General features: G+C 34.8%; 10 protein-coding genes. 2 read left to right on the top strand and 8 right to left on the bottom strand.

Annotated elements, in window-relative coordinates:
* From DWB61_RS05325 to DWB61_RS05295, 7 genes are all read right to left on the bottom strand, one after another.
* Positions 1 to 3,059, bottom strand: a 3,059-nt coding sequence (locus DWB61_RS05325; RefSeq protein WP_148095934.1) for a beta strand repeat-containing protein, incomplete at its 3' end; no start/stop codon positions are given.
* Positions 3,060 to 3,099: 40 nt separating this feature from the next.
* Positions 3,100 to 4,260 carry an ABC transporter substrate-binding protein gene (locus DWB61_RS05320; RefSeq protein ID WP_158614373.1) on the bottom strand — a complete coding sequence of 387 codons (1,161 nt, stop codon included), beginning with the start codon at positions 4,258 to 4,260 and terminating at the stop codon, positions 3,100 to 3,102.
* An 81-nt stretch (positions 4,261 to 4,341) separates the two neighbouring features.
* The gene (locus DWB61_RS05315; RefSeq protein ID WP_125029848.1) at positions 4,342 to 4,929 is read right to left on the bottom strand and encodes a phage tail protein; all 588 of its coding nucleotides are present in this window, start codon (positions 4,927 to 4,929) and stop codon (positions 4,342 to 4,344) included.
* Between the two features lie 569 nt (positions 4,930 to 5,498).
* The gene (locus DWB61_RS05310; protein WP_125029847.1) at positions 5,499 to 6,068 is read right to left on the bottom strand and encodes a hypothetical protein; all 570 of its coding nucleotides are present in this window, start codon (positions 6,066 to 6,068) and stop codon (positions 5,499 to 5,501) included.
* Positions 6,069 to 6,872: 804 nt separating this feature from the next.
* The gene (locus DWB61_RS05305) at positions 6,873 to 7,118 is read right to left on the bottom strand and encodes a putative signal transducing protein (RefSeq protein WP_125029846.1); all 246 of its coding nucleotides are present in this window, start codon (positions 7,116 to 7,118) and stop codon (positions 6,873 to 6,875) included.
* Between the two features lie 49 nt (positions 7,119 to 7,167).
* Positions 7,168 to 7,980, bottom strand: a complete 813-nt coding sequence (locus tag DWB61_RS05300; RefSeq protein ID WP_125029845.1) for an FKBP-type peptidyl-prolyl cis-trans isomerase — start codon at positions 7,978 to 7,980, stop codon at positions 7,168 to 7,170.
* A 72-nt stretch (positions 7,981 to 8,052) separates the two neighbouring features.
* Positions 8,053 to 8,499, bottom strand: a complete 447-nt coding sequence (locus DWB61_RS05295) for a hypothetical protein (protein ID WP_125029844.1) — start codon at positions 8,497 to 8,499, stop codon at positions 8,053 to 8,055.
* Between the two features lie 242 nt (positions 8,500 to 8,741).
* Between DWB61_RS05295 and DWB61_RS05290 the strand changes: the two genes are divergently transcribed.
* Complete coding sequence (locus tag DWB61_RS05290) at positions 8,742 to 11,111, top strand: cache domain-containing protein (protein WP_125029843.1); 2,370 nt, start codon at positions 8,742 to 8,744, stop codon at positions 11,109 to 11,111.
* A 91-nt stretch (positions 11,112 to 11,202) separates the two neighbouring features.
* On the opposite strand, the gene DWB61_RS05285 is transcribed toward DWB61_RS05290, so the two are convergent.
* Complete coding sequence (locus tag DWB61_RS05285) at positions 11,203 to 12,243, bottom strand: tetratricopeptide repeat protein (protein WP_125029842.1); 1,041 nt, start codon at positions 12,241 to 12,243, stop codon at positions 11,203 to 11,205.
* Positions 12,244 to 12,464: 221 nt separating this feature from the next.
* Between DWB61_RS05285 and DWB61_RS05280 the strand changes: the two genes are divergently transcribed.
* Positions 12,465 to 16,220: a response regulator gene (locus DWB61_RS05280; RefSeq protein WP_125029841.1), complete on the top strand. Its 3,756-nt coding sequence runs from the start codon at positions 12,465 to 12,467 to the stop codon at positions 16,218 to 16,220.
* Positions 16,221 to 16,222 lie beyond the last annotated feature (2 nt).

The following is a 16,222-nucleotide window of genomic DNA, read 5'->3' as shown; positions in this document are numbered from 1 at the left end:
CCACCTGTTCCAGTATAACCTCCATCATTTGCGGTTAGTGTTAAAGTAGCCGCATCGTTTCCATTAACATTCGAAGCCCCTGTATATTTTATATTAGATGCTGTATTTAAATAAGTATCAATGTTGGCAATTATTCCCGTTAAACTTAGTGTTCCTGTACCAGAACCGCCAATGGTGACTGAACCACCCGAACTAGCAGTAAGAGTGCCTGCTGACGCAGCAACAGTTAATACAATACTGTTTGATCCTGCATCAACATCACTTAAAGTAGCGGCAGCAAGATTAACATTACTTGCCACATCTTCAGTAACTGTAATATCAGTTGGTAAACCTGAAATGCTTGGATCATCATTAATGGCAGTAATATCAACATTAACCGTTCCCAAAGAAACATCTGTTCCGCCACCTGTTCCAGTATAACCTCCATCATTTGCGGTTAGTGTTAAAGTAGCCGCATCGTTTCCATTAACATTCGAAGCCCCTGTATATTTTATATTAGATGCTGTATTTAAATAAGTATCAATGTTGGCAATTATTCCCGTTAAACTTAGTGTTCCTGTACCAGAACCGCCAATGGTGACTGAACCACCCGAACTAGCAGTAAGAGTGCCTGCTGACGCAGCAACAGTTAATACAATACTGTTTGATCCTGCATCAACATCACTTAAAGTAGCGGCAGCAAGATTAACATTACTTGCCACATCTTCAGTAACTGTAATATCAGTTGGTAAACCTGAAATGCCTGGATCATCGTTAACGGCAGTAATGCCAATTGTACGTTGAACAGTAGAACTGGAAAAACTTGCATCAAAAGCGGCAATAGTTATAGTTCGATTGGAAGTGCCTGGATTATCAGAAGTATTCCTGTAACGTATGGATCGAAAAACTTCCTGAACAATAGCATTTGTAGCATCAGAATCAAAACCTATAGCAAGTTGTGTCCCACCTGTCACTATTCCTCCACTAGGATTTAAATCACCAATGTCAGTGCCATTAGCAAGTATATTGGTTCCGCTAATGGTAATTGCTATTCCATCACCATCTGTATCACTAATACTGATTTCATCTGCAGCCTCAGAATTTAAAGTTAGTTGTATAGCCAGTTGTCCACCGTTCCATTCCGCATCACCGTCTGGATCGCTTACAGTTGCAGCTGCATCAATTTGAATAGCTGAATTGTTTTCTGTATATGATAAAGTAGAGCCGTTAATTGAAATGCTAGGAGCATCATTAATAGCAGTGATATCAACATTAACTGCTCCTAAGGAAACATTTGTTCCGCCACCTGTTCCTGTATAACCTCCATCATTTGCGGTTAGTGTTAAAGTAGCAGCATCGTTTCCATTTGCATTCGAAGCCCCTGTATATTTTATATTAGATGCTGTATTTAAATAAGTATCAATATTAGCAACTGTTCCCGTCAAACTTAATGTTCCTGTACCTGAACCGCCAATAGTGACTGAGCCACCCGAACTGGCAGTAAGAGTACCTGCTGAAGCTGCAACTGTTAATACAATACTATTTGATCCTGCATCAACATCAATTAAAGTAGCAGCTGAAAGATTAACATTACTTGCAATATCCTCCGAAACTGTAATATCTGTTGGTAAACCTGAAATGCCTGGATCATCGTTAACAGCAGTAATGCCAATTGTACGTTGAACAGTAGAACTGGATAAACTTGCATCAAAAGCAGCAATAGTTATAGTTCGATTGGAAGTGCCTGGATTATCAGAAGTATTCCTGTAACGTATGGATCGAAAAACTTCCTGAACAATGGCATTTGTAGCATCAGAATCAAAACCTATAGCAAGTTGTGTCCCACCTGTCACTATTCCTCCACTAGGATTTAAATCACCAATGTCAGTGCCATTAGCAAGTATATTGGTTCCGCTAATGGTAATTACTATTCCATCACCATCTGTATCACTAATACTGATTTCATCTGCAGCCTCAGAATTTAAAGTTAGTTGTATTGCCAGTTGTCCACCGTTCCATTCGGCATCACCGTCAGGATCGCTTACAGTTGCCGCTGCATCAATTTGAATAGCTGAATTGTTTTCTGTATATGATAAAGTAGAGCCGTTAATTGAAATGCTAGGAGCATCATTAATGGCAGTAATATTAAAAGTAACTGATGCAGCACTTGATGCCACAGTCCCATCATGAGTTGTAAACGAAATTGTAGCCACATTGCTACCACTTAGGTTAGGTGTGGGAGTAAAAGTTGCAGCATCTAAAGCAGTATTAACTGCTGCCAGTGTACCTGCAGCCGTAAAACTAGCAGATCCATTTCCACTGCCACCAAATGTAATATCAGTAGTACCTGTAGTAAGCGTTCCACCAGTTATCGTAAATGTAACAGTCTGATCATCACCGTCAGCATCTGCCACCTGTATATCATCAGCCAGATCAACGTCTATGTCATCTTCGCTTACACTTGGTGTACTTGGTGCCGTGGCTGTGGGAGCGGCGTTGGAAGAAGCTGCTGCAATATCCAAAACAAAAATAAAGTCTAATTCTGTTGCCCCATCTTCATAGTATGCAACACCATAGTCATAATGATTTGTACCTGAATGATAAAGTCCAACTTGACCTGTACCCGGATTTGTTAATTTAAAAGTATAATCATTACCATTGGTTACAGAGACGTTTGCAGAAGATAAATCTATTATTGAATAATCAGTAAATCCTGACGCATCATGAATTGACACCCCTGTAACAGAGCCCAAAACAGATCCACTAATACCTGCACCTGAATAAATTGTTACAGTTATTCCTGTTTGAACTGTATAACTAACGAGTTTAACCTGAGATAAAACACCATCACAAGTAGCTGAAAAACTCTGCGCTAAACTACTCCCATTTGCCGGAGTAGTACCAGAATAAGCAACATGATAAGGTGCAGAAACACTACACTGTGCATTAGCATTATTACCAAAAACAAACAACATACTGGCAAGCAAAAAAGAGATTATAATCAACTTGCTTAGACCTTTTCTAAACTCTGAAAAATTTCTTAACTGTTTATTTAAAGTAAAAAAGTAGATTTTTTTCATGATGCTATTTTTTTAATATGTTACAGCAATTCAAATTTGATTAAACGCATAAATAGGGATTTTGCCATCCACTAACATTCTCCTTATGAATTTTCTCGTAAGCTCCGCTACTATACTCCAAAGCTCTGCCCTGATCAATAACAATTTTTGTTACTTGATTATTTGCAAAACCAATTTTTTCAATATCGATTATCGGAGTGGCACATTCTGAATTCAGGAAGAAAGAGCGTTTGCCCCTTGGTCCCTCAATAGTTTCTGTTTTAAGTCGTTTTTTAATTTCTGCCCAATCCTTTCTATGGAATTCTGGGATTAATCGTTCGAAAGCCAAACCTGTCTCGTAGCCTAAAAGGGTGTAAAAATCGGGCTTTTGACCAGCAAATTGATTCACCTTTTGTTTGAATTCCATATTGGCTTTATCTTTTGAGTGATAATTCCACATAGATGCAGAATATAAATCTAAATCAAGACCGCTTACTTGATTTAAAATATCATCGGACGACATGTGTGCACTTACTACAAGTGGAATTTTATTATTTAATCCTGATTTACAATATTCATCGTAGAACTCCAAAGCTTCGCTACCACAAAATAGAGAATGAATATAGGTTGGTTGCATTTTCTTTATTTCATCAAACAAGCCTTCTATCTGACCCTTTAACTGAGAGGCTCCAGGCTGATATTTCAGAATATACATATCCATATTCGAAGCTCCAGCCATTATAGCTCCTTGTCTAAAGGCTGATTGCAGATGGTATCCTCCATCGTAAATTGGCATAATAACAGCTCCTCTTTCTCCAAATTTTTTATGAGCCCAATAACCTAAAGAAAACTGCGACTGCCACATTTGAAAACTATTATTAAAAACGCTATCGGATATATGATGCGTATAAGGAATATACTCTCCTACATCAAAAAATAATCCAAGTTTTTGCCTGTTTTCAATACTCGGTATCACAGATGGTAAAACTTTATAACTAATAAAGCCCGAAACAATATCGACCCTATTAAAATTCAACAATTTATTTACGGCTTCTGTAGTTGTTTTTTCTCCCCCCTGACCGACATATTCAGGAAATATTTGAAAAAGTTGATGGTGTTTTTCTGGAATAGCAGAATAAAATCCACTAACTAAACTAGGTACCATGTCAGGATAAATTGAAGAGTATGGTGCAAGAAATCCTATTTTAATATTTTGATTCATATACATATGATAAATAGAGGGTCTGTAAAGCTGAGTTTTCTAAAACAGAAACACTACTCAACAGACACTCTATATAATTAACTATTGACGCTGAGGATAAACACCATCCATGCAAATAATATAATTAACAGTATTAAAAGGCTGACGATTCTCAACATACTGGTCATCGCCTGAATTTGAGATTAGAATATCCCCTCCTTCAATTGAAACTCCATTAAGAGCTACAGTTGGGTTTTCTGTATTGTAAAGCATATCACCAGCTCCCATTGCCTTTTTTGTTGCTCCTATAGTTGTTGCATTATTTGCACCTGGAGTACTTTCTGTTCCAGCCAAAGTGCTAGCCATAAATTGTATTTCTAAACCATCAATAGTAGCCTGATGGTTATGACTTGGCATTTGAGCTTCATTTAGAACTATTCTTTCAAAACCGTACTTCATACCAAGTTGATACGATGCAAGTCCTGGCCCTACTCCTGCTCCAACAGGAACTCTACCTCTGAAATCAGGTAAACCAAAGTTATTTCGTCCATCACCACCATAATTCACACCTATTAATGAATAAAGTGAAGGGTTTTGGCTTAGGGAAATTAACTGTCCCCAACAAAAAGACCAATACTTTGGCGCCCAACTAACGGGCCACAATCCAATAAATGCAATAAATGCTTCCATAATTAAGATTTTAATTGTTAAAATGATTATTGAAAATAAAAAATTACAAATTCACAACCCACATCAAACAAGAGCAATCTTAACACCCAACTTCTCTTTAACAAATATAAATTTACATTTTCCACAAACAAACTCCAAGTGTTGATCAAAATATATTTATCAACCATGAATGCAAACATACAAAAATCACCATCCTTCACAATAACAAATAAATACTAAGCTAGTGGCCTCAACATATACTTAACATGGCGTCTTATTTACCTAACTCAAAAACCACAACTAATTAACCATAACAACAACAACTCCCCATTATAAATCCATGAGTAGTTTTACCTGATTTGAGACGACAGGTAATACACGAAAATATCATTTCAAATTGGCTGTAATAGAGATTTTCTCATTGGCTCTAATGCTTAAAGTTAAGACCAAACTCTTTTTCTGCGATCATCTGCACAATTTGCGGGATAGTTATAAAACAATCCCTTGCCAGATTCATTTAAAGAGGATCTAACAAATAAAAATACTTGCCAGATCTTCTTTAAAGATAAATAGATGTAGATGGTTCAATTCTATGAAAGGACGATTTCCATATAGGTTTCATTTCCTGGATGATCAAATGCTTTAACAAGAATTCTATCACCACTGAATTCACTGTTGGCTACAGTCGAGGCATAGTGCCACTCAAACTCATTGCCATTTTTACAAGCCAATCCTTTTTCGACCAGACTGCCATCGCCATGATAGATCTCGACAGCCACCTTCTCAACTTCAAGGTCATCAAAGGCTTCTACTATAATTTCATCACCTATTTCACCATGATACCCCTTAACTTCAAGATTTTCGATAACAGGTGGTCGAAGGTAATCCTGAATGGCTAAATTGTTTGGTGTCATTAAACCTCTCGCTTTTGCCGCCAGGCGATATTTTTCACCAAACACAGGATCGGCCATTTGTACCTGAGCATAACGAACGGCTTTTGTAAACCGCTTACGATGATTTTCCTGTTTTTCTGTCTTTGTATTCGAAAACACAGGACTGGTGCTAACAATAGTTTTACCATTGCGTTGTCTGAAAACTATATTCTTACCTAATTTTCCACTTAAACCATCTACAACCAAATTGTTCTTAACTACAGCCATGATATTTAAATTTTAAGTAAACAATAGAACTAAAACTAGTTCGGTTTCCATAAATGAATCATATATTAACACAAAGACATCTATTTGAATGACAAAGTTCTGTCATTTTTATTTTAATGTCAAGTGTAAATTTGTATTGACGATATGAAGGGATTGGAAAAGAAATATGATTTTGCGTATTTAAAATGAACAATAAAACGTCCACAATGACTAAGTTATTCCTTCGGTCCTCGTTCGGGTTTCCTTCGGTATTCCTTCGAACAAGCAATAGGATGTCTTATTGAATATAAATACACAACTAATAGCTGATATTTATGTTAACAACCACGAACTGCTTTTTATTTTGGTTTCATCATTGATGTTTAATTTCATTCTTAAAAAAACAATATAAACATATCCAATTTTGCTCTGAATGACTTTTTTTGAATCTAAAAGGGATTAATAACTTGACACAATATTCCCAAATAAGACTGCATTTCTGACGCATTATCTCATAGTGTGGGCATCGATCCATTATGAGTCCGCCTGAGGCGGATTAAAAACATGTAATTCCAGGAATCCCTTTTTAAGGTTTACAGCTTGGGGTATAAAGCATCGACAAGGATTTGTCAAGCTTATGGTTGATTATCTTTAAGGGGTTTAAACCTCATGATAAAAGAGGTCACCCATAAGATCCTTGCCAATGGCTAGCACTTCCAATAAAATCGACATATACAAGAACTCTCACATTGCTAGCATGTACCATGTCTACGGACTAAAAAAAGCTGTAATCGTACGACCACAGCTTTCCTTTATCCTTAGTATCTATTCTTCAGGTATACTTTTATTAAAGGCATCAATTAAAGCAAGTGCTTTTTCTTTATCACGAGCAAAAATTTCAACGCCCACAGGATCAATACCTCCCCCAGAAACATACCAAGGAGCAATACTTCCCATCAACTGATTACTCATTGTGGCAATAATTCCATTATCGTTTAAAATATCCTTTATAATTTCGGAGTTCACAGGATTACCTTTATATATTACGATTATTTCTTTACCTTCTTCCATAATTGATTTGATTCTTAAGTTTAGAGTTTTAAATTCTTTGTAACAAACCTTACATTTCAGCAAGTTTCCCTTTCAATTCAATCAGTTTATCAGCCATTTCCTTATTATTTGGCTCTTTACCAATAAGCACCTCCAAATTCTCTTTCGCTTCTTTTAATTCCCCTAACTTTTCCAGGGAAAGCACCATTTTATACCAAAGCTTATTGTCATTTGTGGCACCGGCAAAGCATGCTGCCACTTCAGCTGCTTTCTTGTGCTGATCGGCTTTACTCAACTTATCCCACAGACGATAAAGATGATCTTGCCCGCTGTGGTATTTATTAGAATCTGCCGTTTCTGTTATTTCTTTGTATTTCTCCCAAACAGCTTTTTCGCCACCAATTTCGATTGCTTTAAGCAGCGTATCAGCCATTACACCTTTGGCCTCATCAACTCTTACAACTATAAACTTGTCGTAAACCAACGTTGCATGCGGTGGAATAATATCTCCAGCACCTTTAGCTCCATAAGCTAAGGAGTCTGGAAGAATCGCAATCACCTCATCACCTTCTCTAAGTAACATGCTCATCTCTGTAAACCCTCTGATCAATCTGGTATAGCCTGCGACATAAGTAAATAAAGAATCTGGCTGATCAGCACTGGTCCAAACGACATCATCGCCAACTTTTAAACTAAGATAGGTCGCCATTTCACATCCAGCCTCAACTTTTCTACCCTTACCCATTTTTTCGTAGTAGTATTGCAAACCACTTGCTGTTCGAATGGTATCACCCAAAATAATTTTGCGTTCATTCGATTTAGGCCCATTGCAAGAACTCAACGCAATGGAGGCTAGTAATGTAATTAGATAAATCGGTCTCATTATGAATTCATTTGGTATTAGAAATAATAAAAAAAGAAAGACACATTCATTCTCTCTTTTCTCACATACAATTTAGCCTAAGTTTTCTTTCAAGTCAGTCAAAATACGATATAGAGCTTTCTTTTGATCTTGTGTAAAGATTGAAAAATCGTAAAGGTTGTATTTTTGATCTTTAGTGACAAACTCAACTTTATCTTGCTCTATAATAAGATCACACAGATTATCAACTGCTAGATTTTTAGTTCGTTGTGAGACATTTTTAAAGGTAATGTTTTGAGGATTAATACAAATAGAATTAGATTCTTTAATAATATTCCTACCATAAGCAGCTATAAGGAAACTCAAAATACCACTAGCAAGCAAAATTATATAAAATCGAGACATAGGATATTCTACAAGAAAGATCCCGACTGAACCCACAAGTATTTCAATGATTCCCACTAAGTAAAGAGCCTTCCTTTTTATTGAAGAAAAAGGCCTGCAGTCATTAAAACTCAATTCAAAATTTGTTGCATTCATAGTTAGGAATTTAATTTCATCAAATTTATGAAAAATCAGGACAAAAATTTCTTATCTCCTTTTAAGAATTACGAACTACATAATAAACGAGCTAAGAAATAGTAAATCTCTAAAGTGTAGACATAAGAAAACATCTGATAAACATGCTTATTTACAGTGATTATTTTTAAAAAATAAACAAAAATTACGCCAATATTATTTGTATTTTAGGACCTGATCAAATAAAAACATGACTACCACCTATGCCTGAACGAAGATCCCTATCTATCCCACAAACCTTTCTCTTGTACATTGTTGTATTCTTTGCTTTATCGGCAATTGTCACGAGTAGTCTCTTTCTTTATTTCGAATACAAAACTTTCGAAAAGCAAAGTAAGGAGAGTAAACAAGCCCATATCGAAGCTCAAAACCAATTAATTAAACACGAAGTTAATCAAGTAATTGAGCACATAAACATTAGCCGAGACATTAGGATCAATAAAATTAACGAATACTTAACATATCGAGTTGATCAGGCTTATGTTTTAGCTGAAAACATATACACAAAACACAAGAACAACTACAGCAAATTAGCTATCACACAAATCATTAAAGAAGCACTACGTCCATTAAGATCAGAAGAGATTAGAGGTGACTACTTTATCCTAAAAACAGATGGTGAAGAAATCCTATACCCCGCACATCCTGAATTTGAAGGCACTAATTTCTTAAAACTTAAAGATTCACCAGAAAAATTAATTGTTCAAGAAGAAGTAAATATTGCACTTAAATATGGGAAAGGTTTTATTCGCGAAAAATCAACAAGCTTAACGACTGATAAGTCATTCACTTCCCCATCAGTTATTTATGTTCGTTTATTCAAACCGCTCAATATTATTATTGGTACAGGCGAATACATTCCTGACATTGAAGGAGACATTAAAAAAGAGGCAATTCAATACATCAAGAACATAAAGTATGGTGTTAATCAACAGATCTTCATTAACGATACTGATGGAAATGTAGTTCTCTCAAACACGAAACACTACAGTAATGGTGATAATATTCTTAAATTAAAGGATGCTAAAGGCTTTGAAATAATTAAAGCTGAAATTGAAGCATCAAAAATGCCTGAGGGCGGATTCATTAATTTTGACTGGCTTAATGAAGACAATAATCAAATTGATAAAAACATCTCATATGTAAAGGCATACCCAGAATGGAATTGGGTTATTGGAGCTTGGTTTGATCTGTCACTTATTGAAACAGATATCAACAGAAGTATTCAACACATGCAAAATGCTCAAATAAAAAAGGCAACAAACATATTAATACTTATCATCCTTATCCATTTAATCTTACTTCTGATATTCAGATATGTAACTCATAAAACCAAAAAGAATACAGCAACCTTTATTGGCTTACTAAAGAAAGCAATCCAGTCAAATTCTAATATTGACAAAACAAAACTTAACTACTCTGAATTCCAGATAATTGCAGACGCAACCAATAAAATCATAGAGAATAAACTTATTGCAGATGAAGAACTCAAGAAGAGTGAGCTACAATTCAAATCCCTTTTCGAAATAGCGCCTATCATGATATTTGGATTAGGCAAAGAAGGTGAAATTGCCCTATGGAATAAAGAATGCGAACGAGCAACAGGTTATTCATTGGATGAAGTTAAGACCATGGATAATCCTTTTAAAAAGCTTATACAAAACAAAGAGGAATATAATTACGTTAAAGGTCATCTCTCTAAACCAAGTGGTCAGTTTAATGAATTCACAATCACCAATAAGAATCAAGAAGAGAGGAACCAATTTTGGGCTGGGTTTACAACACCTTCAAATTTGACAATTGGTGTTGGTTATGACACAACAGAACTCAAAAAAACTCTAACTGAACTTAATATCACTGCTGATAAATTACAAGAAGCAAATCTAACTAAGGATAAGTTTCTTTCTATTATCGCCCACGATTTAAAAAATCCATTCAATGCCATTATTGGATTCTCAAACATACTGTGTACCAGTTACAATGAATTCGACGACGCAACAAAACTAGAGCTAATCAAAGATATTCAACATTCAGCAAGATTAAACTTTAATCTTTTAGAAAAGATGCTGGAATGGGCTATGAGTCAGTCTGATCAAATCCCTTATCATCCTGAACAACTCAATCTTCAAGATATTATTCAAGATTCCATTTCCTTTGCGTCCTATCAAGCTAGTCAAAAGAAGATAGAATTGCAGAGTCCTGATTGCTCGAATATGAAGATTTTTGCAGATGACAATATGCTAACCAGCCTTCTCAGAAACTTGATTTCTAATGCAATCAAATTCACGCCTGAAAATGGTACGATTAGTATTCATGCAGAAGACCGTCCAACTGACATTAAACTGTCTATAAAAGATACTGGTGTTGGCATGAGTGCTGATAATATTGCCAAACTATTCCGAATAGATACCAAGGTTCAAACAGTTGGAACCAAAGATGAGAAGGGTACAGGTTTGGGTTTACTTATTTGTAAAGAATTTGTGGATAAGCATCAAGGAGAAATATGGGTTGAAAGCGAACTTGAACAAGGCTGTGAATTCATCATAACATTCCCTAAGCAAAATCTAAATTAAGAATAAACCTCTATAGAGTCAAAAGCAAAAAACGCAAGGATTGATGCAGTAATCACCTTGCGCTCTGTTCATTCATCGCTAATATTTTGAATTAACGCTCAAGCATTGCTTCAAAAGTCTTAACAAGATCTTTGAAATTTGGATATATTTTCTCCGCATTTTCTATAGTCTGATCCTTTAAGAGTTGCTTGAGCTTATCGTTTCCTCCTTTATGAATTAGGAAATCAACAAAAGCACCACCCATTGGGTAAGACAAATCTCTTTCATATTGTGTAGGCGACTCCCACAATTCAAGCAAATGAAACTCATCTTTAGGCAGCACCTTTCTAGCTTGATCCATTTTATTTCGAGTCGTTTGATCAAAAAACACGCAAATACCTTCATTGATCAACTTACTTTTTTTCATTGGTTGAATGGCAATATCGCAAAGTATATGGCAAATTTCATGTCCTTTAGTTTGCTGATACCAAGCATTAATAATCTTTCTTTCTGAATTAGCGAAACCCAAAGGTCTTCCAAACAAATTATGCGCCTCTTCCCTATCCTTCCAAACAAAAAAATCAATTTTCTTAGGTAAATCTATCTTAAAAAAATTATTAATATTGAGATAAGCTTCTTCGTGTTGCTTGATGTAATTTTCTACATTCTCAATAATTGATTCATCTTGAAAATGAAACCGAAGATGTTTAGTTTCGTGAATATTCCATTTTTGGAAAAAAGTATTCTCTTGAAAACGCATCAATTGGTTATGAGCAAAACGAGTACAATTTCGAGTTGCATTCATCCCTATAGCTTTTTTCAAACTCTCTACACCCATTTTTTCCTGTCCTGTATGATAATATGCCGTACCCAATTCAGCCAAACACCAAGATTGAACAGAAGCTTGATCTGTTTTGCCAGCCAAAGCCTTCTGCAAGAAAGGAATAGCTGTCTTATATTTCCCAATAGCTACATTAGATCGGCCAACAATCATATTAAGAATAGCATCATCAGGTAATAGCTCAAGTTTAAGCATGCCTTTTTCAATTGCTTTTTCGAATTTACCTTTTGAGTATAGCTTACCTAAATCTTTATACTGAGCCGAAAGTAAAAGACTAAATGACAGGAAGATGATTAACAAAATATACTTCATAGTTAGATTCTCTTTAGTTGTTTTTGAATAAAGACATAAAGCTACAGTTAAATAAATATTGAGCAATATGTTTTTTATTAAAATTATAAAAGATGACTAAATAACAATTTAACCTATTTTAAAAGCGATTCATGTAAGGAAAGAGCCAGTTCGTTTCATTTAATCACTATTTTTACGCATCTTTAAGAGTATATTTATTACAACAAACACGAACGACTATCATGAACTTACAAATATCTAAGTTTAAAGATTGGAGAATAAAATCACGATTATTCCTTTTAACAATTGTTTCAATTACAAGTATCATTCTACTTGGCTTGCTGGCAAATTTCTTTTTCCAATCAAGTCGAGTGTTGACTCTTTTTATGAACGCTGATCGTATTCACAATAATACTTTTAGTAGTGGTATTCAAGACTACTATAAATATATCCATACTGGTGAAAAGGCATTATACACATCTGCACTTAATGATATTAAGGCCGCAAACTTTATGGCCTATAATTTCTCGAAAATTGATGAACACCTACAAAATTTATCGAAAACAGAATTCACCAAGTTATTTTACAGTTCTTTCCCTACAATACAACAACCTGACAAAGAGCTTGTCAACACTTTTTACAATAGATTAAAGCTTTTTAGTAAATACGCCCCTCATAAACTAAAAGATAATCAAGCAATTGCTAAAAATGGCTATCAGATTGGCTTAAGTATTCAGAAACATATCGAAAACCATAAAGAAGGCATCGTCAATAAAGAACTTCTTAATGATATTAATAGATTAAAGAACCACTTTGGAGACTTTGCTAAAGAAACGGATCAATTATCAAACAAAGTAAACAAAGCTCTGATATATGTCATTAGCTTTTTTATATTCCTTATCGCAGTTTTCATATCGAGCGTCTCATATATCATCAACAGATCGATATCAAAACCTGTTGCTACTTTAGTGAAAAATTTTAATCTTCTAAACAAAGGGATTCCTCAAAAACGATTGAGCTTAAAGAGCAATAGTGAACTTGGTGTTTTGACACAATCTTTTAACGAAATTCAATTTGGCTTTTCACGTATTATTCATAATATTCAAAAAGTAGCTGAAGGTAACTACAGTGTTAAACTTAAGCCTCGCTCTAAAGTTGATGAGTTCACACATACCTTCAATAAGATTATTGACCAACTTGAAGCGGCACACCAAAAAAGTAAAGAAGCTAATTGGTTCCGCTCAGGCTTAAATCAACTTAATGAGAAATTACGTGGCGATCAGGAAACGTCTGAAGTTTCGAGTAATGCTCTTGAATTCATAATTGACTTCCTTAATGCTGAGCTAGGTGCACTATATCTTTTTGATGAAATTAATGAATCATTTAATCTTGTTGCATCACATGGTTTGCCAGACAAAAATCAGTTTAAATTTATTAAAAAAGGGCATGGTTTGATTGGATCAATGTCCGAAAGTAGAGAAATCAAACACATTAAGGACCTTCCAAAAGGTTATTTCACTATTTTCTCTGGAACTGGAGAAATCAGTCCTAAAGAAATCATTCTAACCCCATTAATATTCAATAATCGTCTATGGGGCGTAATGGAATTGGCTTCAGTTCGCGAGTTTAAACCTCATAAAATTAGCTTCCTTAACAATGCCAATGAGACAATAACAGTAAATATTGCGTCCTCAATTGCTCGTGAACGCCTAGAAAGTCTATTAAAAACAACTCAGGATCAAGCAAAAGAGCTTCAGGTTCAGCAAGAAGAATTAAGAGTGGCTAATGAAGAACTTGAAGAGCACACTAAAATATTAACCGAAAATGAAAAGAAACTTCAGGTTCAACAAGAAGAATTAAGAGTAGCCAATGAAGAATTGGAAGAACGAACTAATCAATTGGAACTTCAGAAAGATGAGATTACGCAAAAAAACCTCAACTTATCTCAAACTCATACTAAACTTGAATTAAAAGCCAAAGAGCTTGAACTAGCTAGTCAATACAAATCTGATTTCTTAGCAAACATGTCGCATGAACTGCGTACACCTTTAAACTCCTTGTTGATTCTATCAGGGATGCTTACAAAGAACAAAAAGGGAAACCTGACTAAATCTGATATTGAATCTGCTGAAATTATTCACAAAAGTGGTAAGGATCTTTTACAGCTGATCAACGAAGTCCTTGATTTATCAAAAATTGAAGCTGGCAAAATGACGGTTGAATTTGCTCCTACCAGTGCAGCCGATATCAAACATGAAATCATGCTTGATTTTAAACATCAGGCTGAAAAGAAAAAAATAGCACTCTCTGTTGAGATAACAAAGGATATACCAGATTCATTTATTAGTGATAGATTAAGATTATCACAAATCATCAAAAACTTACTTTCAAATGCCATCAAATTCACGACAAAAGGAAGTATCACCGTTACCTTTAATAGGTATGATGATAAAATAGCACTGATGCGTAACGATCTAGATCCATCTCAAGCCCTATCTATTTCGGTAACAGATACTGGCGTTGGTATTCCTGATGACAAAAAAGAAGCCATTTTTGAAGCATTTCAACAAGCAGATGGGAGCACATCAAGAAAATATGGAGGTACAGGCTTAGGCTTATCTATCTCGAAAGAATTAGCCTTTATGTTAGGTGGAGAAATTCACTTAGATAGCAAGGTTAATCATGGGTCAACATTTACAATTATTATCCCTATTGAACCCAATCAAAACTCTTTTGATTATGCCGATAAAATTACAGAATCTACCAAAATTGAACTACCTAAAACTGAAAAGGCAAACACTAAAGAGATCATCAATTACATTGATGATGACAGAGACATGTTCCAAACAAAAGCAATGGTACTTTTAATTCATCCAGAAAAAAAGAAAGCAGAAAAACTTCTACATCTTATCCATAAAAACGATTTTCAAGCCGTTGCAGCTGTTGACATAGAGTCTGCTATGCCTTTGGTGGAAAAATACCAACCCTCTTCTATCATTATTGCTTCGAAACTTTTATTAACAAATGGTGAAGAGCAGTTAGCACGATTAAAAGAAAATCCTCTAACTTCCAACCTACCTCTACATATCGTTTCACCGATAGATGGTTTGAAAAATGATAAAAAAGAACAACTAACGACTGTTAATGCCATTGATTTTAATTCGGCAATGAACAAAATTAACAAACAAATTTTCTCTGATTCAAAACACATATTAATCGTCGAAGACAGTGCCTTAACTAGAAAAGTAATTCACACTTTATTACAGCAAACCCATGCCCAGATTGATGAAGCTGAAAGTGGTTCTGCCGCACTACAACAGATAAAAAACAAACAATATGATTGTGTAATTCTTGATTTAGGATTACCTGATTTTTCAGGACATGAATTATTACAAAAGTTATCAAAGCTACATATTACGATTCCTAATACGATTATTTATACAGGGAAAGAACTTTCAAGAGAAGAACATCGTGAACTCAGCAAATACACAAATGCTATAATTCTTAAAGGAATAAAATCAGATGTTCGTCTAATGGATGAAGTCACTTTATTTTTACATCATGTCGCAATTAAGAATCCTCAAATTCCAGAAAAAGCAATATGTGAAATTGATGAATCCATCTTTAAGGGTAAAAAGATATTAGTTGTCGACGATGAGATTAGAAACATATTTGCCCTAGGTAAAATACTCGAAGATAAAGATATGGAAGTACTTGAAGCCGAGAATGGAAAAATTGCACTCGAAGTACTGAAAGAAAACAATAATATAGATTTAGTTTTGATGGATGTTATGATGCCTGAAATGGATGGATACACCGCCATTCAGCATATTAGAAAAAATCCTGAGATTAAGAATATTCCTATAATTTGTACAACAGCCAAGGCAATGAAGGAAGATTATGATAAAGCTATATATCATGGAGCTAACGATTATCTATCGAAGCCTATTGATGAAAACAAGTTATTCTCGATGTTAAAAATTTGGTTATATAATTAAGT

The sequence above is a fragment of the Ancylomarina euxina genome, from assembly GCF_003863355.1.
In the GTDB taxonomy this organism is placed as follows: domain Bacteria; phylum Bacteroidota; class Bacteroidia; order Bacteroidales; family Marinifilaceae; genus Ancylomarina; species Ancylomarina euxinus.
Note: the sequence above shows the minus strand (reverse complement) of the source record. Positions and strands in the feature narration are given on the sequence as shown.

Bases quoted from the DNA above. Each gene is read 5' to 3' on its own strand.
- DWB61_RS05305 (WP_125029846.1), bottom strand. From the start codon at position 7,118: ATGGAAGAAGGTAAAGAAATAATCGTAATATATAAAGGTAATCCTGTG.
- DWB61_RS05280 (WP_125029841.1), top strand. From the start codon at position 12,465: ATGAACTTACAAATATCTAAGTTTAAAGATTGGAGAATAAAATCACGA.
- DWB61_RS05285 (WP_125029842.1), bottom strand. From the start codon at position 12,243: ATGAAGTATATTTTGTTAATCATCTTCCTGTCATTTAGTCTTTTACTT.
- DWB61_RS05315 (WP_125029848.1), bottom strand. From the start codon at position 4,929: ATGGAAGCATTTATTGCATTTATTGGATTGTGGCCCGTTAGTTGGGCG.
- DWB61_RS05295 (WP_125029844.1), bottom strand. From the start codon at position 8,499: ATGAATGCAACAAATTTTGAATTGAGTTTTAATGACTGCAGGCCTTTT.
- DWB61_RS05320 (WP_158614373.1), bottom strand. From the start codon at position 4,260: ATGAATCAAAATATTAAAATAGGATTTCTTGCACCATACTCTTCAATT.
- DWB61_RS05310 (WP_125029847.1), bottom strand. From the start codon at position 6,068: ATGGCTGTAGTTAAGAACAATTTGGTTGTAGATGGTTTAAGTGGAAAA.
- DWB61_RS05300 (WP_125029845.1), bottom strand. From the start codon at position 7,980: ATGAGACCGATTTATCTAATTACATTACTAGCCTCCATTGCGTTGAGT.
- DWB61_RS05290 (WP_125029843.1), top strand. From the start codon at position 8,742: ATGCCTGAACGAAGATCCCTATCTATCCCACAAACCTTTCTCTTGTAC.